Here is a 19,307-nt window from a genome sequence, read left to right on the forward strand (position 1 = left end):
CAGGCCCATGCGCGTGTTTCCTACGATTACGACTAGCGCTTTCATCGCCAGAGGCTCCTTCTTTGCGTGCAGGGACATTATGGTTGAGGGGAAGGGGCGTCAACAGGCAAATACAAAAATATTGTAAGTCTGGGCTTGTGGGATTTGATATTTTGTTGCGCAAAATGACGCAGGTCGAGAAATATCCGCGAAAATTCGCCGTACATTGGTGGGCGATCGGGTGATCAACAGTGGTCTGATTGCGTCAGGCCCATGTCTGAAACAGACCAGAGCAGCGCCCGATGCTGAGGCAGGCTGGTGAAAACAGCGCTAAATCGGGAGGTCAGACATGCTGCACGATCTTGTGGATCTGGGGCGCTATCCGATCGATCGGCCTGATTCATACGGGTACAGGCAGCTGATCGCGGACCTGAGGCGGGATCTGGAAGTTGATGGATGTGCGGTCCTCCCCGGCTTTGTGCATGAAGATGGCCTAGGGAAACTGATCGCTGAAGCCGATCACGTCGCTCCCAAAGCGCATCGCTCGTTCAATCGCACGAATGCCTATTTTACGCAGGATGATCCCAGTTACGGGATCGGTCATCCAATCCGACGTTTTTATGACCGATCAAACGCCTTTGTTCCGGCTGACAACTTCCCTGTCACAAGCCCGCTGCGGCGTATTTATCAGTATGAAGGTTTCATGCCTTTCATCCGCATGGCTTTGAACGAGCCGGAGGATCGGTTCTTCCGATATGATGACCCGTTGGCGGATGTGATCATCAATGTGGTCGAGAAGGGAGGCGGCTTTCCGTGGCATTTTGACACCAATAATTACACCGTGACGCTGGCAATCCAGAATGGCGAGGAGGGCGGTGCATTCGAATACGCACCCAATCTGCGGACCAGTGAAGACGAGAATTTCAAAGGCGTCGCTGCGATTTTGGATGGCAGCAGGAGGGGCGTACACCAACTGGAACTGCAACCGGGCGACCTGCAGATATTCAAGGGGCGCTATGCCTTGCACCGGGTAGCGCCGGTTGAAGGACAACGGAAACGCTATGTTGGTATCTTTTCGTTTGTCGAAACCGAAGGCATGTGTGGTGGGGTGGAGCGGACCCGTCAACTCTATGGCCGTGTGCTGCCGCATCATTATGAGCGTGAAGGGTTGCGGGGTGATCAACTGCTTGACTGATTTGTGCTAGTCTCGGGCCCGAGGTTGGAAGAGGGCTGTTTTGATGCAGATATTACAACTTACACCATTTGTCCTTTGTTCTTCTTTGGACGCGCAGATTGAGTTCTACACTCAGCGGCTTGGGTTTTCCTGCACATTCAGGCAGGACAATTATGCCTTTTTGCGCCGTGATCCTGTGGCGATCCGATTATTGGAATGTCCACCGCGTCAGGATGGGCGCGCATTGGGGGATGAGCAGTCGTTCTATGTTGACGTCAAAGGAATCGACAGCCTGTTCGAAAGCCTGCGCCCCGGGTTGGAGGAACTGCCTGAAGGGCGGGTGCGCCCGCCATTCGATCAGCCCTATCAGCAGCGCGAATTTCATGTCCTCGATGAAGACGGGACTTTGGTGTTCTTTGGTGAAGATATCAGTGAACGCGGCAGCGGGTAGTGCTCCCGCCCGACTTCAATGTGCCGTTGGCACATCTCCTTCGGTTGGACCGGGCAGCGCGTTTCGCGCTGCGGTCATAGCCCGGGGCTGGTGCCCTGCAGGACGCCATGCTCCAGGGCATAGCGGGTCAAGCCGGCGGTGGAGGAGATGCCAAGTTTGCGCTTGATGTTCTTGCGATGCGTCTCAACCGTGCGCACCGAAATGTCCAGCGCCAGTGCCACCTCTTTGTTGGATTTACCCTGCGCCAATTCCAGCAGGATTGTCTGTTCCCGGCCGGTCAGCGCCTCGCGCGTGTTGCCGTCCTTGGGCTCCAGCGAGCCGCTGGCCCCGGTACAAAGATACCGCTCGCCCCGCATCACGGCATCGATGGCTTGCTTGATCTCTTCGGTGGGAACGTCCTTGAGGATATAGCCTTTGGCGCCGTGGCTGAGCGCGGTTGAGATGTATTCGGGACTGTCATGCATCGACAGGATCAGAACGCGGGTTTTGGGCAGGCGCTCTAAAATGATCTCGGTGGCGTTCAACCCGCTCAGGCCGGGCATATTGAGATCCATCAGGATCACGTCCGGCTGCAGGTGGGTTGCTCGATCGACAGCTTCTTGTCCGTTGGAAAGTGTGCCGACAACTTCGATCTCATCATAGCTTTCCAGCAGAGACTGAATGCCTTCGGCGACCATGGGGTGATCGTCGACAATAAGGACCCGGATGATTGAGTCGGACATCAGATACCGGCCTTTCGTTTTGGCGTTGGGTCTTCCTGTGGTGGCAGCATATGACTGAGCGGCAAGCTGACCTCAATCACGGTGCCGCTGCGCCCGCCGCGCGATGAGAGGATGCGTAGAGTGCCGTCAAGCTGTTCGATCCGTTCCTGCATGTTGCGTAGCCCGATTCCGGTGCTGACATGGCCTGGTTCGTTCCGTAACCCGCGACCATTGTCCGTAATCCGCATCGTGGCGCCTTTCTTATGACCCCGCAGGTCAATGGTAACACGGGTTGCTCCCGAGTGGCGCTCGATATTGGTCAGGGCTTCCTGCGCAATACGGTAGAGGGCAATCTTGCTGTCTTGATCCAATCGGTTTCGGAACACCACGGTTGAGAAATCGGTTTCAATACCCGTGCGTTCACTGAAATCGTCGGTCAAAGCCTTGAGCGCTGGCCCAAGCCCCAGATCATCCAGAACACCCGGACGCAGGTCGCGGCTGATGCGGCGAACCTCGGTGATGGCGGTTGCCAGATTGTCGATACCTGTTTGCAATGGTTCCTGCGCCGACACGTCGTCCCCGCGGATCAGACGTCGTCGGGCGTTGTCCAGTGCATAGCGTACGCCAACCAGAATCTGGCTGATGCCGTCATGCAATTCGCGGGCGACGCGCCCGCGCTCTTCTTCCTGAGCGTCCAATACCCGCTGTGTCAGTTCCTTAAGCTTGGCATCAGCCAGCCGCCGTTCGCGGAAGTTCAGCAACATGCCCGAGGCAAAGACGATCAGAACAGCGGCCAGAACAATGCCTCCGATATAAAGGAATGTGCGCTGCACGCGCGCCTCAACCTCAGCACGGGCATTGGCGACGGTGGCGACGATGTCATCGATGAACACACCCGTGCCCACCACCCAGCGCCAGTCCTGCAGGCCAACAACATAGGCGATCATCTGAGCCTCTTCACCGGTCGATGGTTTTTGCCACATAAAGCTGTGCCAGCCTGCGCCCTGTCGGGCGAGCGTGATGAACTCATCCACAATCGGGGTGCCATCGCTGTCGGTCAGATCGGCCCAGTTGCGATTGATGAATTCAGTCTGGCGCGGGCTGACGAGGTTGTTGCCGTCATAGTCATAGACAAAGAAGAACCCGTCCTTGCCGTAAATCATCGCCGACAGAATCTGGGTCACGAGGTTTTTTGCGATTTCGTCATCCGGGGAGGCGCGACCGTAAATATAGGCAAACCCGTTCCGCGCCTGGGTCACGTAATTACGCAGCTCTTCTTTTTTGGCTTCGATCAGGCGGCGCTCGAGCGCCTGTATCTCACTCTCGGCGGTCGCGCGCGATTCATAAGCGACCACCATTGCAATGGCCGCAACCGCTGCGATCAGCGGGATTGCGGCAACCAGCGACAGTTTTTGCGCATAGGTTAGCGAGATTAGGTTCCGGATTCCTCCCATGTTCGAATCGATACGCAAGCTGCCGGGAAATTGCAAAAAATTTGGAAGAACACAGTGCTCGGCCACAGTGATTTGGGCGTGAGCGGGTAAAATCAACCGGATTTGTGCTTTTGAATGTGGAAAAACCCGACTGGCTACGTAGTAGTAGGTATTCACATTCATGTGTGTGGAACTAGGCTAACGCGCACTAGAAACGATCGACCCGGCATCACCCGGGGAATGAATATGAAGGGGAGGATCACTCATATGGATCGTCGTAAGTTTCTGAAAACATCAGCACTGGGCGGCTCGGCCGCTGCAGCCACCACGCTGGCAGCGCCCGCCTATGCGCAAGGCAAGCGCACGCTGACTATGGTCACCTCGTGGGGCCGTGGCCTCGCAGGTGTGTTCGACAGCGCGCAGCGTTGCGCCGACAGCATTACCACAATGTCGGATGGCGACCTGAACGTTGAAATCAAAGCCGCCGGTGAACTGGTTGGTGCCTTTGAGGTGTTTGACGCGGTATCGTCCGGTCAGGCCGATATGTACCACGCGGCAGACTACTACTTTGTGGGTCAGCACCCGGGCTATGCATTCTTCACCGCTGTTCCGTTCGGCATGACCGCACAGGAACTGGTGAACTGGTACTACCATGCCGGCGGCATGGAGCTGCATGATGAACTGGGCGAAATCTTCGGCCTGAAATCCTTCCTGGCCGGTAACACTGGCGCGCAGGCAGGTGGCTGGTACTCGAAAGAGATCAACAGCCCCGAAGACTTTAACGGCCTGAAATTCCGCATGCCGGGTCTGGGTGGCAAGGCGCTGGGCAAACTGGGCGCATCCGTTCAGAACATTCCGGGTTCGGAAGTGTATCAGGCGTTGTCGTCCGGTGCGATTGACGGAACCGAGTGGATCGGTCCCTGGGCTGACGAAAAAGCGGGTTTCCAGGAAATCACCAAAACCTACTACACTGCGGGCTTCCATGAGCCGGGTGCGGGTCTGTCGCTGGCCACCAACCGCGAGGTTTATGACAGCCTGTCCGCCGCGCAGCAGAAGATCATCGAGATCGCAGCTGCCGAGTGCCACCAGTGGAACCTGGCACAATTCCTGGCCAACAACGGTGCAGCGCTGCAGCGTCTGCAGGCCGGTGGTGTCAAGGTCATGGAATTCCCGGACAGCGTTTGGGACGCGTTTGGCGCAGCCAGCCAAGAAGTTCTGGACGAAAACATGGGTGATGAGCTGTTCAAGCGCATTCACGACAGCGCTATGGAGTCGATGGCAGCATCGTCGGCATGGAACAACCTGTCGTCGGGTGTCTACACCTCGCAGCGTGACCGCGTACGCGGCTAAGCAATCCGCTCAATGCAATCGGTTCCCCCGTCATCGGGGGAGCCTTTCCTGTTGCACATAAGCGGCCCGGACATGCCGTCATAACCAAACGTGCAACCGATGCGACCTGGGGACAACATGCAGGACGAAAACGGTATCTCGTTCTTCGGCGCCCTGTGGAATGGACTGGTCTGGTTCATTCAGAACATTGCCGAAGCCTTCTATAATTTCGGATACGCCATCACGCATCCGCAGCTCTGGCTGGACTGGTCGAACAAAGAAGCAATCATGCGCTTTGTTTATTATGGCGGGTCTGTCGAGTTCTTCTTCGTGATCTTCGCGCTGTTTCTGGTGCTGACGGCCATTGGTCTTTACTATCGGAACTTCATGTGGGGAATGGTGCGCGGGCTCGAGGGCTTCGCCAATACCACTGGCCGCTTCTTTGCGTGGGCGGGATTGCTGATGGTAATTCAGCAGATCGTTATCGTATTCATGCAGCGGGTGTTCACACGGCCGGATATGTCCTTTGGGCTGGGTATCCCTTTTCAAATGGATATCAGTTGGTTCGCCGAAGAACTTAAACTCTACAACGCCATGGTTGTGTGCCTTTGCTGCACCTACACATTCGTGCAGGGCGGCCATGTGCGCGTTGACCTGATTTATGCGGGCATCAGTCACAAGGCCAAACGCGTCGTTGATATGTGCGGGGCGGTTCTGTTCATGATGCCCATGGCCGTTCTGACCTGGATGTATGGATGGTACTTCATGTGGCGGCACTTGATCGTGCCGAAACCCTCGGCCAGTGACACGCTGGATAGGCTTGTGGCCAAGTCCCGAGCGCTGCGTTGGAACGTGGAAACCATCGGGTTTAGTCCCAACGGGTTCAACGCCTACTTCCTGTTCAAAATCCTGCTGGTGGCCTTTGCCGCCATGGTGTTCCTGCACGCGATTGCGTTCCTGTATCGCTCGTATCTGGAATACGTGGAAGGGCCGGAAAGTGAAGGAAAATACCTCGACAAGGACAGCCTTGGCGAGGGTGAAGAAGCCTACGAAGGCGCGCATTAGGGACGGAGAACCAGACAATGCTATTCGGACTTGATGGCGTCGAGATAGGCCTCATTATCGTATTTTTCTGCCTCTTCGGAGGCATTCTTTCGGGTTTCCCCGTGGCCTTTGCCATCGGTGGGGCCGGGGTGATTTCGTTCGGGATTATCGCTGCATTGGATAGTGCCGGCCTGTTGATCCACCAGGCGATCGACACCGGCTCGCAAGCCTACCGCGACGTGGTGAATTCTGGCGTCAAACCTGACGTGATATCCGTGTTCCGATACCCGGATTTGCCAAGGATCGCCGAGCCGGTCTTTGTACAAGGCTGGGAAACCGCGCTGGACCGGAATGTTTCCTTCATCGTGAACCGCATGAACGAACGTGTTCTGGCCGGGCAGTCGATCGAGACGCTGCTGGCGGTGCTGATGTTCGTTCTGATGGGCATCACGCTGGAGCGTTCAAAAATTGCAAACGACCTGCTGACTACGATGGCGCGCGTCTTTGGCCCGCTGCCCGGTGGCCTTGCGGTCTCGATTGTGGTCGTGGGCGCGTTCCTTGCTGCCTCGACCGGTATCGTCGGCGCGACCGTTGTTACCATGGGACTGTTGGCCCTGCCGACCATGCTGCGGAACAACTATTCGCCGGAATTGGCGACAGGTGTGATCGCGGCCTCGGGTACGTTGGGGCAGATCATTCCACCCTCCATCGTGATCGTTCTGCTGGGTACACTGGCTGGTGACCTCTATTCGACCGCGCAGGAAACGCGCGCGGTTGAAGCCGGGTGCACCGATGCGCTGACCTATCTGGGTGAACCAGCGGTTGTTTCGGTAGGCACATTGTTCCAGGCGGCGCTGTTGCCTGGGATCATGTTGGCGCTGCTCTACGCGCTTTATGCCTTTGGATATGCGCTGTTGAACCCGGAAAAGGCCCCGGCTGTTGAATTGTCGGGAGGCTCGGGTGAAACCATCACGCGCTCGGAAGGGCTGACCTGGCTGCTGGGTGCTCCGGTTGCTCTGATTGTTGGCGCGGTGCTTTTGGGAAGCGCGGGAGTGATTGGCAGCCAGAATATCTCAGTCTCGGCATTTACGGATATCGGGCAGGGCGCCTCGCTGCGCACGAACGTGTCCGAAGAGTGTAAGGCTTCGATGATCGAACTGCATGGGCAATCAGCCTGGGACCAGGCCGTGGCCGAGCAGGAAGCGATTGACGAAGCAGGTGGTTCGTCCGAAGCCCAGCGTCTGAGCGAAGAGGAACTGGCTGCTGCGCAAGAGGCCAAGATCGCCGCTGCAGCGCCAATTGGCAACGGTGTCGCCGTGATTGTGGTACTGCTGGGTCTGACACTGGTACTGGGTCGCGGAATCGCACCGTCGCAAGCGCCGCAGCCTCTGATCGTCGGAGCGATTGGCCTGGTGCTGATGCTGTTGGTCGACGTGTTGCTGATCGCGCCAACGACTTCGTCCGGGGCTACGTTCCTGATACTCGCCATACCTTTTGCGCTCGCAATGCATGGGTGCAAAGAAGCTGCCGCCCGTTGCGCGACCAATGATCTGATCCGTGTGGTCTTCCCACCGCTGGTGCTGATCATCGCGGTGTTGGGTTCGATCCTTGGCGGTGTCACCAACCCTACGCCGGCTGCGGCACTGGGGGCGGGTGGAGCGATCATGCTAGCGGCCTATCGGAAACTTCAGGATCAGAACCGGTCGGGCAAAGTGATCATCTGGTCAACCTTCGCAGTGATCATCGCACTGGTGATGGGGGTGAACTTCGATCTGCGCATCAATCAGGGCAATGTTTCGGTTGAAAGCTGGATCGCGTTCATCATCGCCTATTCGGCCTACCTCTATGCGCTGTTCGGCTTGATCTACGGCTGCTGGGTGCTGTTCTCAAGCGGGGTTCTGACACCGGTGGTGCGTGAGACAGCGAAGGTGACGTCGATGGTCTTCACCATCCTGATCGGATCGCAACTGCTGAACCTGGTGGTGATTTCCTTTGGTGGAGAGCACTATATCCAGCAGTTCCTGCGCAGCTTTGATAATGAATTCACGGTCTTCCTGATCGTGATGCTGGTGCTGTTCATTCTTGGCTTTGTGCTGGATTTCCTTGAGATCATCTACATTGTGATCCCGATCGTGGGCCCCGTGATCTATGGCGGATCGTTTGATCCGAAATGGGTGACCATCATGGTGGCGGTGAACCTGCAGACCTCGTTCCTGACGCCTCCGTTCGGATTTGCGCTGTTCTATCTCAGGGGTGTTGCGCCGAAAGAGGTCACCACTGGCCACATCTATCGCGGCATCATACCGTTCGTGATCATTCAGGTTGTGGGCATCGCAATCCTGTGGTTCTTCCCGTCGATTGTAACCATCGTTCCTGACCTGATCCCGAACTGATCTGTCGCATAGACTGACGAATACGGAGGCCCATTAGGGCCTCCGTTTGTTTTTCAGGAATTCGGCTGTGGGTGTGTCAGCCTTTCAAACTCCGCTTCAGTGGCATGATCGATTGCAAGGTCTGTGGTCTCGACAAGTCCGGCATTGGGATTGTCGAACGTGGCCTTGTCCAGCTTGCCGACCTTTTGCCCGACGATAGTGGTGACAACAGCATCGCCGGTGACATTCACAACCGTCCGCATCATGTCGAGGATCCGGTCCACGGCAAGAATGATGCCGATGCCTTCCAGCGGCATACCCAACTGGTTCAGAACCATCGCAAGCATCACTATCCCCACGCCCGGCACACCTGCGGTGCCGATCGAAGCCAGAACCGAGATCGAGATCACGGTCAGGTATCCGCTCAGCCCCAGATCAATGCCATAGGCGTTGGCCAGGAATACCGTTGCCACACCATGCATAATTGCGGTGCCATCCATGTTGATCGTCGCCCCTAGGGGAATACCGAACGACGCCACGGAACGGTCAACGCCGACTCTCTGAGTCACGCATTGTAAGCTGGCCGGAATTGTCGCGTTCGAGCTTGAGGTCGAGAACGCAAACACCTGCGCCGAGCGCATCTTGCGCAGGAATGCCCGAGGGCTCAGCCCGGTCGTAAAATACAGCAGCGCCATCAACGTGACACACAGATGGAATACCAGCGTCAGGCTGATCGTGGTCAGATAGCCGATCACCGGTCCGAATAGGCCAAAGCCCTCCATCGCAAAGGTTTTGGCAATCAGGCTGAAGACGCCGATGGGGGCGAAGGCCATGACGATATTGACGATCTTCATCGCCAGTTCATTCATGAACTCGCATCCTTCCACAAAGGCCTTGGCGCGGCTGCCCATCATTAGCACTGCAATACCAACGACCATCACGTAGAAGATGATCTGCAGCATCTCACCATTGGCCAGAGCGTTGATCGGGTTCTTTGGGATGATGTTCGCCAGTATTTCCCAAGTGGTCTGCGGGTTGGCGACGCTTACGCTATCACCGGCCAGATGCAGGCTCGTGAATCCGGTACCCGGCCCAATGAGGCCCGCAAAAATCAAGGCAGTTGTCACGGCCAAGGCGGTGGTGGCCAGATAGGTAACGAAGGTCAGCCCTCCGACACGGCCCAGCAATTTGACATCGCCAATGCCGACAACGCCGCACAGCAGTGAGAATACAACCAGCGGCACAACAAGCATCTGAAGTGCATTAAGGAACATTTGCCCAAACATGGACAGCACACCCTGCACAAGTGTTGCGTTGAGCGCAGCGATATCGAGATAGTTCAAGACCAGACCAAAGATCGAGCCCAAGGCGAGCGCGACCAGAATTTGGGTCGTCAGCGTGGCCGAAACCAGTCGGCGTGCGGCATATGTCATTTTCCCCCTCCTTCAGAACTTCTGCGACAGGGTGGGAGGCCTGCCGTAGCGACAATAAAGCCAGCCCGGTCAGCGTCTGATTGAGCTGCGGGTTTCAGGTTTGGGCTGGACGTTTAGAAGTGCGGCTAATTTGGTGACCTTGCGTCAACTTTCAATCGCACGGGCGGGGGAAGGTCGATTAAGATTGCTTAACAATTGGGCGCAGCATGGCGGAAGGTAGTTTAAAGCGATGAAAAAAAAGTATTTATTTTGTCGATACAGGTGCTGAAAATTCGATCAAATCCCAACGATTTCCGAAAGGATCCCGCCAGACGGCGACAATTCCATAGGGTTCATGGCGCGGGCGCTCTTCAAATCCTACGCCTGCTTCCAGCATCGCCGCGTGATCGCGGTAGAAATCATCTGTTTCGAGGAAAAAGCCAACGCGCCCACCGGTTTGATTGCCGACCGATGCGATCTGTTCCGCGCCCACCGCCTTGGCCAGCAACAACGAAGCACCATCCGAGCCCGGAGGCGTGATCCGCACCCAGCGTTTACCATCGCCCAGATCAATATCCTGCGTCAGAGTAAAGCACAGCACTTTGGTGTAGAACGCGATCGCTGCGTCATAATCCGGGACGACCAGCGTCACCGCATGAAGGCTCTGACGCATGATAGATTAACCTTTGGTGGGGTGGCGGTCAGGCAGTTGGATGTTGGCCACCTGCTCGGCAATCGGGGCCGACGATAGGGGGTGGTGGGCCGTATGGTCACACTGCTCGGGATTCTTAATTCGCTGCCATTCACCCTGCATATAGACCTGCAAGCCCGCGAATTTGGCCTTGTACCCCATCTTGGGGCTGCCGGGCACCCAATAGCCCAGATAAATATAGGGCAACCCAGCCTCGCGCGCGATCTCGATATGGTCGAGAATCATGTAAGTGCCCAGCGAGCTTTGCTGGAACTCTGGATCGTAGAATGAGTAAACCATGCTCAGCCCGTCATCCAGTACATCGGTCAAACTGACGGCGATCAGCTCGCCGGTTTCGGGATCGGCATATTCTACGACTCGGCTGCGGATCGGGGTTTCCTCGATCATCGCGGCGAATTCGAAGACATCCATATCGGCCATGCCGCCATCCGCATGGCGCGCGTCCAGATACCGACGGAACAGGTCGAACTGCTCATCCGTTGCCCAGGGCGATGTTGCACGTCGGATCAAGTAGGAATTGCGCTTGTGGGCCCGTTTTTGGCTTTTGCTTGGCTGAAAGGCTGACACATCGATACGGGCAGACAGACAGGCGGCGCAGTCGGTGCAGGACGGGCGATACAGAACGTTCTGCGAGCGGCGAAATCCTTGTTGCGAAAGGCAATTGTTCAATTGATCCGCACCTTCCCCCTGTAGGGCGGTGAACAGTTTGCGCTCCATCCTGCCCTCAAGGTAAGGGCAGGGCTGGGGTGCCGTCACATAGAATTGTGGCGCAATTGGCAGCGTGTGTCGCATGAAGGTCCCGCATTTCCTCGGAACCGATGATAGCAACGGTTTTTGGCGCAGCCAAGTGTTTCACTCAGGTGTTTTTAGGCGCGCTGGTTGATCATCACGGTGCCGAGGAAGGCATCGGTCAGGCCCTGACAGCGGGCGCTGGTCATCATCATGATGACCGAAATGATCTGTAGTACCGGGATCGCCATGCTGACAAAGTAACCTGCCGTATGTGCAATGGCTTTGCCCGTATCCATCCGGGCGCCAAACGCGTCACGCAGCTCGATCCCCATGAACCGCATCCCCAGTGTGGCCGAGCCGTTGGCGATGGTGACGACGCGATAGACAAAGCTGATGACGGCGTAGATCAGCGCCAGAATGAAGAAGCCCATGCCAAAGGTCAGCAGGATCGCAACCGTGCAGAGCAATGAGATAAAGGCGATATCGAACAGCCACGCAAAAAAGCGCTTGGTCGCTACGGACTGATAGAATTCGGGTTGGCTGTCAGGGTCAGGCAGATGAGACATATACTGTGGTCCGGGTCTTGTACGGTAACACCCTGTCCCGATGGCCGGGACAGGGCAAGTTGCGATCAGGCAGTTTGTTCGCCATTTTCGCTGTCGTCACGGTTGTCGCGGGCGCGTTCATCCATGAACTCGTCGAATTCGGCCTTGTCCTTGGCTTCGCGCAGGCGGTGCAAGAAGGCCTCAAAGTCTTTCTGTTCGCGCTCCAACCGGGCCAGAGTGTCGGCCTTGTAGGCGTCAAACGCGCTGTTGCCCGAAGGTTTCATGGCGCTCATGTGGCTGTTCCACGACGAACGGCGGCTGCAGGATTTGCTAAACATGCGTTTGCTCCAGATCATATAGGCAAGAAAGGCCAGGCCGATGGGCCAGAAGAAGATAAAGCCAAGGACCATTGCGGCGATCCAGGCGCCTTTTCCCTTGCTATCAAGCCAGGCTTCGCTTCGGTGCAGCCATCCCGGATTTTGGGGAACGGCGTGGTCGGACAATGCGGTCATGTGCTCTCTCCAGTTAGGATGTAAATGCTTTTCACATTACCAAGATGGGAGGGGGGATAGGTGGTTGCAAGGGGGTATGTGAAAAAGATTTACATTTTTCGGAATCCAGCGTCTGACCGGGCGGATCAATCAGCGGGGTGAAGCGCGCCATGGTTTTATTCAAATTTCGACATGGATAATTGCAGCAAGTCGTTTTCTGGTTTCTTCGCTCACTGGTCCCCGGATCAAAGCCGCCTATCTGGGCGGAGAAGTGTGAGGACGCTGTGAAACTGCTTGTTGTAAATCCCAACACCACCGCCTCCATGACGCGAAAGATCAAAGAAGCTGCACGGGCCGCTGCGCATTCCGAAACCACGATCATTGCCGCCAATTCGCAAGAAGGCCCCGCCAGCATTCAGGGCTATCTGGAGGTCTCTACCTGTGTTCCCGGTCTTCTGGAGGTCGTGAAGGCACATGCTGATGCGGACGCAATTGTTGTTGCTTGTTTCGATGATACCGGAGTCGACGCCGTGCGCTGCGTCACTTCGGCGCCAGTCATCGGCGTTGGGGAGGCGGCCTACCACGCGGCTTCCATGATCAGTCCAAAATTTAGCGTCATCACCACTTTGTCCCGATCTCTAGCAGGGCTAGAGGCAAACTTGTTGCGATACGGCTTAGATCGCAGATGTGTCAGGGTTCGGGCTTCGGATGTGCCGGTTTTGAAGCTGGAGGAAAACGACCCCAAGACCATCGATATAATACGGGCAGAGATACGCGCCGCAATCGAAGAAGACCGAGCGGAAGCGATTGTTCTGGGCTGCGCTGGCATGACAGATCTGATGTCACAACTGTCCGAAGAGTTCGGCCTGCCGGTGGTAGATGACGTTGCATGTGCCGTCACTTTTGCCGAAGCCCTTGTCAAATCCAGATTGACGACGTCAAAGCTTTGTTCTTATTCCTAGCCGGTTTTTTTACTAGTTGCGTCAGAGGTCGAGTGGTAGCAATGGTATGTTGCTTATCAAAATTGTTAATTGATGCGTTCAATCGTTGAAATTAGTTGATGCACAAGATCATTTGCCGCGGCGGATGGCAGGCAATGCGCAGGGCGCATGATTGAAATATTTAGCGCAACATCGGGAAAGAATGCTCGAAAGACAACCGAAGGCGATTATTACTGCCCGTTGATGTATCCGCTCACGGTGGTCGGGTCGCAAAGACTATGGCAAAGCTCTTTTTCGACCAGTCAAGTCAGGGTGAAAGGCTCTGAGTTCGAAGCCGTGTTCGAACCGAGTTTACTACAGAACGAAGGCAACGAGGGTTGCGATCAGGTTCGGGTCCCCCAACTGAATCGCTGCCCTTGGGCGGCCCAATAGCGATTTGGTGTCCCGTGTATATCCTAGAATTACGGGCACAAAATCTGGGCTAGAGCATCAGCGTATATCTGCGTCCAGAAATTCAGTGCACAGCAACAACGCCTCAAAGTAGGCATAGCCCGCTGGTTTGCCCCTGATCTACGCCAGCCGGTCCGACGCGATGTCCATGGCCCAAATGTCATTCATACGCTCAACTTCTGATCGGCTGGATCAGCGCGCTCAAATCAGCGGGGGTAACGCTCGACGAAAGGTAAGTGACGCACATGATCCGCAAAGGTCAAATCACACCCGGAATCTGTCCGTTTCATCAATTCGCTGAACCAGCCGCTTAGCAATCTAAACCTTAGCAACGGACGTCACGAGGTTTCGCAGTTCACGAGTTTCCGTTGTCCAGTTTTGAAGCGTAATAGAAGGCAATCGCCTGCGCGCGGTTCTTGATCGACAGCTTGTCGTATATGTTCGACAGATGGAACTTTACCGTGTTGGTCGAAATCTGCAGCTCTTTCGACAATTCCTTGTTGGACATGCCCTGCGCCAGTGCCTCAAGGATAGCGAGTTCCTTGCGCGACAGAGTCTGCAACGGGTTTTGATGCATTTTGCGCACGTCGATATAGGGAAATACCATTTTGCCCTTAGCGACATCGACACAGGTTTCCAGCAAGCCTTCGACCTCGCCCGAACGCGGCGCGAACCCTGCGGCCCCGGCCTGCATAGCCTGACGCGGTACGTCCCCAGCCTCGTCCCCATAGACCACAAAGCGTGGCGCGTTGGTCTGCTCGCGCAGAACCTCAATCAGTTTTGCCGCGCCCAAAGCAGGAAGTTCCCAGGACACGATCCCCACCTGAACCGGCACCCGCATGACTGTGCCCAGAAATCCCTCGGCGGTCGCTGAAGTGGCCACCAGAGAGAATCGCGGGTCGCGCTCGAAGATCTCGGACATGGCCGACAGCACCAAAGGGTTGTTGTTGGCCAGCATGACATCAATGGGGCGTTGAGATGTGTCGGACATTGTTTTCCCGTCTGATTTTATCTAAACCTACCCATTTTGGTGGGGATGCTTTCAGTATACATTGGCATATTTACCAAAATGGGTAGGTTAATACCCACCTAACAAGATATGCTAAAGCTGTAGTAAGTTACGTTGTGCCCCGGCGCAAGTTTCAGTTTTCCTCTGGGTCAAGGCGATCGGCGGTATCGAACACACCCGACGCACAGGAGGAGCACATGACGTTTCAGATTTATCCAACGCTCGACATCCCCGAGACGCTGGCCGCTGGCCCAGGACCGGGAAACACCGACGCACGTGTTTTGCAGGCGTTTGCCAGCGCCGGCGTTGCCGACCACATGCAGAGCGACGTGCTGCGTGGCATGATCGAATGCAAGCACATGCTGCGTCTGATCTGGGGCACCGCCAACACCCATACCTTCGCGGTTGCTGGCACCGGATGGAGTGGGCTGGACACCATGTTCTCGGCGGTGATGCCGGGTGACAAGGTTGTGGCCTTCACCAATGGCACCTTCTCGGGCATCGATGCGATGACTCTGCGGATCAAGGCTGCAACACCGGAAGAGCACGCGACCAACCCTCTGGACCCACAAGCTGCGAGTGTCGCCGTTATTGAGGTTCCTCATGGCCAGCCCGTCACAGGCGAGATGGTCGAAGAGGTGTTGGCCACGCACAAACCGAAGTGGGCCTTCATGGCGCATTGGGAAACCGGGTCGGGTCGGGTCAACGACCTGCGTGGCTTCTCGGATGCCTGTGAACGCCACGATGTGATGGGTTTGATCGATGCCGTATCGTCGTTGGGTATCGCGGATTTCCGCATCGATGACTATCCGGGTGTCGCGGGATGGGCCTCGTGCCCGCAAAAAGGGCTGTGCTGCCTACCGCTGACCTATGCGCCGGTCAGCTTCACCGACGCCTATATCGACGCGCTGAAGACCTCCGGCGCCTATACATACGTCCACAACCCGATTTTCGAAGCACGCCACTGGGGCATCGTTGATGGGCAAGACGTGGAAAAGGGCACCTATCACCGTACCCATTCGGGCTATGCGGTCGCCGCCTTCCATGAATCGCTACGCCTGACTCTGCAGGAGGGATTGGTCAAACGTGCGCATTCCTATCGCACGCATGAGGCCGTCCTGCGCGACGCCGTCACCGCGATGGGTTGCCAGGTCACCTCGGACATGCCCAGCCTTGTGGTGCTGAACCTGCCCGCGGAGCTGGCGGGTCGTGAGATGGAGTTGGTACAGAACTGCCGCGCCCGTGGCTTTGGCATCTGGCCCACGCTCAGCGCCCCGGTTCAAGTCCGTATCGGCATCCTGAACCAGCTAACCCACCAATCGGTCAGTCGCATCGTCAGGCTGTTCGCCCAGGCCATCCGCGAGATGGGCGGCTCGGTTGATTTCGAAGCCATCGAAGCACTTTTGGAAAGTCGCTACGGCACATCTATCGCTGCATAACGGGAGGGAATGCAGATGGATATCCATGAATATCAGGCGAAAGAACTTCTTTCGAATTTCGGCGTCGAGGTCCCTTCGGGGGCTTTGGCCTACAGCCCCGAGCAAGCGGCATATCGCGCGCGTGAGTTGGGTGGTGACAAGTGGGTTATTAAGGCGCAAGTCCATGCTGGCGGGCGTGGAAAGGCCGGTGGTGTAAAGCTGTGCAACTCGGAAAGCGAAATATACGAGGCTTGTGACGAGATGTTTGGCCGCAAGCTGGTGACGCACCAGACCGGCCCCGAGGGCAAAGGCATCTACCGCGTCTATGTGGAGGCCGCCGTACCGATTGATCGCGAGATTTATCTGGGCTTTGTGCTGGATCGGTCCAGTCAGCGGGTGATGATCGTGGCCTCTTCGGAAGGTGGGATGGAGATCGAAGAAATCTCATCTGAGCGCCCCGACAGTATCGTACGCTCAATCGTTGAACCTGCCGTTGGACTGCAGGAGTTTCAGGCCCGCGAAATAGCGTTTAATCTGGGGCTGGAACCTCGCCTAATTCAACACATGGTCCGTACCCTGCAGGGTTGCTATGCTGCGTTCAGCGAGCTGGACGCGACTATGGTCGAGATCAACCCGCTGGTCATCACTGGTGACGACCGTGTGCTGGCGTTGGACGCGAAGATGAGCTTTGACGACAATGCTCTGTTTCGCCATCCGCAGGTTGCTGAATTGCGAGACAAAAGTCAGGAAGACCCGCGCGAAAGCCGCGCGGCGGATCGCGGACTGTCTTATGTCGGACTGGACGGCAATATCGGCTGTATCGTGAACGGTGCCGGTTTGGCCATGGCCACGATGGACACCATTAAGCTGGCTGGGGGTGAACCTGCGAACTTTCTGGACATCGGTGGCGGTGCCTCGCCCGAGCGGGTGGCCAAAGCGTTCCGACTGGTACTGTCCGATGACAACGTTCAGGCGGTGCTGGTCAATATCTTCGCAGGCATCAACCGCTGTGACTGGGTGGCCGAGGGCGTAGTACAGGCGCTGCGCGAGTTAGAAATCGACCTGCCGGTCATCGTGCGTCTGGCGGGCACCAATGTCGAGGAAGGTCAGAAAATCCTGGCCAAATCGGGCCTGCCAATCATCCGCGCGACAACCCTTATGGAAGCCGCTGAACGCGCTGTGGGTGCATGGCGCAACGATCTGTCCCAAAACACCAAGATGAGGGCTGTGTAATGAGCATTCTTCTGGACCGCGACACCCGCGTTATCGTTCAGGGCATCACCGGACGCATGGCGCGCCTGCATACCAAGGATATGGTGCAATATGGCACCAACGTCGTTGGCGGCGTTGTTCCCGGCAAAAGCGGAGAGGCCGTCGAAGGCGTACCCGTATTCGACACCGTCAAACAGGCGGTTGAGGCCACTGGCGCCGAGGCTAGCCTTGTCTTCGTGCCCCCTCCGTTCGCGGCGGATTCGATCATGGAGGCCGCAGATGCCGGTGTTCGCTATTGCGTCTGCATCACCGACGGCATCCCCGCGCAGGACATGATCCGCGTAAAACGCTACATGTACCGCTATCCTAAGGACAAGCGCATGGTGCTGACCGGTCCGAACTGTGCCGGTACCATCAGCCCCGGTAAGGCGTTGCTGGGCATCATGCCGGGACATATCTACCTGCCAGGCAATGTGGGCATCATCGGACGTTCGGGCACGCTGGGTTACGAGGCCGCAGCGCAGTTGAAAGAGCGCGGCATCGGTGTCTCGACCAGCGTCGGCATCGGCGGTGATCCGATCAACGGCTCGTCCTTCCGCGATATCCTTGAGCGGTTCGAACAGGACGAAGACACCGAGGTCATAGCCATGATCGGCGAGATCGGCGGCCCTCAGGAAGCCGAGGCTGCAGAATATATCCGTGACCACGTCACCAAGCCTGTTGTGGCCTATGTCGCGGGTCTGACCGCGCCCAAGGGCCGGACCATGGGCCATGCTGGGGCGATCATCTCGGCCTTTGGCGAAAGCGCCAGCGAGAAGGTGGAAATCCTGTCAGCGGCTGGTGTAACGGTTGCTGAAAACCCCGCGGTGATCGGCGAGACTATCGCCCGTGTCATGGGAAAGGCCGCGTGATGGTCAAACCTTCGGTCCTTGTCACCCGTCGCTGGCCTGCCGCCGTCGAGGCGCAACTGGCCGAAAACTACAACGCCGTGCTGAATACCGGGGACATTCCGATGTCTCCGGCGGAACTCCGCGACGCGTTGAAGACATACGACGCGGTTCTGCCCACCGTCACCGACACGCTTAGCGCCGAGGCGCTGGACGTGGCCGCAGCTCAGACCAAGATTTTGGCCAATTACGGCGTCGGGTACAGTCATATCTGTGAACCGGCGGCCCGTGATCTGGGTATGACGGTCACCAACACGCCCGATGTTCTGTCTGAATGCACCGCCGATCTGGCCATGACCCTGCTTCTGATGGTCGCCCGTCGCGCCGGTGAGGGCGAGCGCGAGCTGCGCGCTGGCGGCTGGACCGGCTGGCGTCCGACCCATTTGGTCGGCACCAAGGTCAGCGGCAAGACGCTGGGCATCATCGGCTTTGGCCGCATCGGTCAGGAAATGGCCCGCCGCGCTCATCACGGTTTCGGCATGAAAATTCTCGTACAGAACCGCAGCACCGTGTCGCCAGACGTACTGAAGCAATTCAACGCCACGCAGGTCGAGACAGTGGACGATCTGTTGCCGCATTGCGATTTCGTCTCGCTGCATTGCCCCGGCGGGGCCGCGAACCGGCACCTGATCAACGGGCGCAGGCTGGACCTGATGAAACCCGACGCCTTCCTGATCAACACCGCGCGCGGCGAGGTAGTGGACGAGCGCGCTTTGGTACAGTCGCTGATATTCGACACGATCGGCGGCGCTGCGCTGGATGTTTTCGACGGCGAGCCGCGCATCAACCCTGACCTGTTGCAATGCGACAACTTGGTGATGCTGCCGCATCTAGGCAGCGCAACAAAAGAATCGCGCGAAGCCATGGGCTTTCGCGTGCTGGACAATCTGGGCGACTTCTTCGCTGGTCGCCCACCCCGTGACCGCGTGATCTGACGCACCCTTCTTCAAAGGAG

The 19,307-nt window shown here is 57.0% G+C and carries 18 protein-coding genes; 10 read left to right on the forward strand and 8 right to left on the reverse strand.

Annotated features, from left to right (window positions below; translation table 11 throughout):
• Window positions 1-328: 328 nt before the first annotated feature.
• Both I5192_RS05275 and I5192_RS05280 read left to right on the forward strand, forming a co-directional pair.
• Window positions 329-1,174, forward strand: coding sequence for a hypothetical protein (locus I5192_RS05275; RefSeq protein ID WP_170396586.1), 846 nt, complete (start codon window positions 329-331; stop codon window positions 1,172-1,174).
• Between the two features lie 43 nt (window positions 1,175-1,217).
• Window positions 1,218-1,604, forward strand: a complete 387-nt coding sequence (locus I5192_RS05280) for a VOC family protein (protein ID WP_255612071.1) — start codon at window positions 1,218-1,220, stop codon at window positions 1,602-1,604.
• A gap of 74 nt (window positions 1,605-1,678) precedes the next feature.
• On the opposite strand, the gene I5192_RS05285 is transcribed toward I5192_RS05280, so the two are convergent.
• Entirely contained in the window at window positions 1,679-2,326 is a 648-nt protein-coding gene (locus tag I5192_RS05285) for a response regulator transcription factor (RefSeq protein ID WP_170396590.1), read from the reverse strand.
• Window positions 2,326-3,759, reverse strand: a complete 1,434-nt coding sequence (locus tag I5192_RS05290; protein ID WP_170646315.1) for a cache domain-containing protein — start codon at window positions 3,757-3,759, stop codon at window positions 2,326-2,328. The genes I5192_RS05285 and I5192_RS05290 overlap by 1 nt, the downstream gene beginning before the upstream one ends.
• A gap of 246 nt (window positions 3,760-4,005) precedes the next feature.
• On the opposite strand from I5192_RS05290, the gene I5192_RS05295 reads away from it, so the two are divergent.
• From I5192_RS05295 to I5192_RS05305, 3 genes are all read left to right on the forward strand, one after another.
• Complete coding sequence (locus tag I5192_RS05295; RefSeq protein WP_170396967.1) at window positions 4,006-5,088, forward strand: TRAP transporter substrate-binding protein; 1,083 nt, start codon at window positions 4,006-4,008, stop codon at window positions 5,086-5,088.
• Window positions 5,089-5,205: 117 nt separating this feature from the next.
• Window positions 5,206-6,132 carry a TRAP transporter small permease subunit gene (locus I5192_RS05300; RefSeq protein ID WP_170396594.1) on the forward strand — a complete coding sequence of 309 codons (927 nt, stop codon included), beginning with the start codon at window positions 5,206-5,208 and terminating at the stop codon, window positions 6,130-6,132.
• Window positions 6,133-6,149: 17 nt separating this feature from the next.
• Window positions 6,150-8,504, forward strand: coding sequence for a TRAP transporter large permease subunit (locus tag I5192_RS05305; RefSeq protein WP_170422169.1), 2,355 nt, complete (start codon window positions 6,150-6,152; stop codon window positions 8,502-8,504).
• A gap of 53 nt (window positions 8,505-8,557) precedes the next feature.
• Here the strand turns inward: I5192_RS05305 and I5192_RS05310 are convergent, their stop codons facing one another.
• The 5 genes from I5192_RS05310 to I5192_RS05330 form a co-directional block, all read right to left on the reverse strand.
• A complete protein-coding gene (locus tag I5192_RS05310; RefSeq protein ID WP_170422166.1) occupies window positions 8,558-9,916 on the reverse strand; it encodes a dicarboxylate/amino acid:cation symporter in 1,359 nt (452 codons plus the stop codon).
• A 244-nt stretch (window positions 9,917-10,160) separates the two neighbouring features.
• Window positions 10,161-10,568: a VOC family protein gene (locus I5192_RS05315; protein WP_170396600.1), complete on the reverse strand. Its 408-nt coding sequence runs from the start codon at window positions 10,566-10,568 to the stop codon at window positions 10,161-10,163.
• A gap of 6 nt (window positions 10,569-10,574) precedes the next feature.
• A complete protein-coding gene (locus tag I5192_RS05320) occupies window positions 10,575-11,399 on the reverse strand; it encodes an arginyltransferase (protein WP_170396602.1) in 825 nt (274 codons plus the stop codon).
• A gap of 74 nt (window positions 11,400-11,473) precedes the next feature.
• Window positions 11,474-11,905 carry an RDD family protein gene (locus I5192_RS05325; RefSeq protein WP_170396604.1) on the reverse strand — a complete coding sequence of 144 codons (432 nt, stop codon included), beginning with the start codon at window positions 11,903-11,905 and terminating at the stop codon, window positions 11,474-11,476.
• A gap of 65 nt (window positions 11,906-11,970) precedes the next feature.
• Complete coding sequence (locus I5192_RS05330; RefSeq protein WP_170598123.1) at window positions 11,971-12,396, reverse strand: DUF2852 domain-containing protein; 426 nt, start codon at window positions 12,394-12,396, stop codon at window positions 11,971-11,973.
• Between the two features lie 263 nt (window positions 12,397-12,659).
• Here I5192_RS05330 and I5192_RS05335 point away from each other — a divergent pair, with 263 nt between their 5' ends.
• Window positions 12,660-13,337: an aspartate/glutamate racemase family protein gene (locus tag I5192_RS05335; RefSeq protein ID WP_170396608.1), complete on the forward strand. Its 678-nt coding sequence runs from the start codon at window positions 12,660-12,662 to the stop codon at window positions 13,335-13,337.
• 784 nt (window positions 13,338-14,121) lie between these two features.
• Here I5192_RS05335 and I5192_RS05340 read toward each other — a convergent pair.
• On the reverse strand, window positions 14,122-14,757 hold the full coding sequence (locus tag I5192_RS05340; RefSeq protein WP_255612072.1) for a response regulator transcription factor: 636 nt from the start codon (window positions 14,755-14,757) through the stop codon (window positions 14,122-14,124).
• A 215-nt stretch (window positions 14,758-14,972) separates the two neighbouring features.
• On the opposite strand from I5192_RS05340, the gene I5192_RS05345 reads away from it, so the two are divergent.
• Genes I5192_RS05345 through I5192_RS05360 form a run of 4 tightly spaced genes read left to right on the forward strand, consistent with a single transcriptional unit; the run spans window position 14,973 to window position 19,287 of the window.
• Window positions 14,973-16,214: an alanine--glyoxylate aminotransferase family protein gene (locus I5192_RS05345; protein WP_170396610.1), complete on the forward strand. Its 1,242-nt coding sequence runs from the start codon at window positions 14,973-14,975 to the stop codon at window positions 16,212-16,214.
• Between the two features lie 15 nt (window positions 16,215-16,229).
• Window positions 16,230-17,426 (forward strand): malate--CoA ligase subunit beta, encoded by a 1,197-nt coding sequence (locus tag I5192_RS05350; RefSeq protein ID WP_170396612.1) that lies wholly within the window; start codon window positions 16,230-16,232, stop codon window positions 17,424-17,426.
• Window positions 17,426-18,316 (forward strand): succinate--CoA ligase subunit alpha, encoded by an 891-nt coding sequence (gene sucD, locus I5192_RS05355; protein WP_170396614.1) that lies wholly within the window; start codon window positions 17,426-17,428, stop codon window positions 18,314-18,316. Before I5192_RS05350 ends, sucD begins: the two co-directional genes overlap by 1 nt.
• Window positions 18,316-19,287 carry a D-glycerate dehydrogenase gene (locus I5192_RS05360; RefSeq protein ID WP_223118270.1) on the forward strand — a complete coding sequence of 324 codons (972 nt, stop codon included), beginning with the start codon at window positions 18,316-18,318 and terminating at the stop codon, window positions 19,285-19,287. Before sucD ends, I5192_RS05360 begins: the two co-directional genes overlap by 1 nt.
• Window positions 19,288-19,307 lie beyond the last annotated feature (20 nt).

The sequence above is a fragment of the Ruegeria sp. SCSIO 43209 genome (assembly GCF_019904295.1).
Lineage (GTDB): Bacteria > Pseudomonadota > Alphaproteobacteria > Rhodobacterales > Rhodobacteraceae > Ruegeria.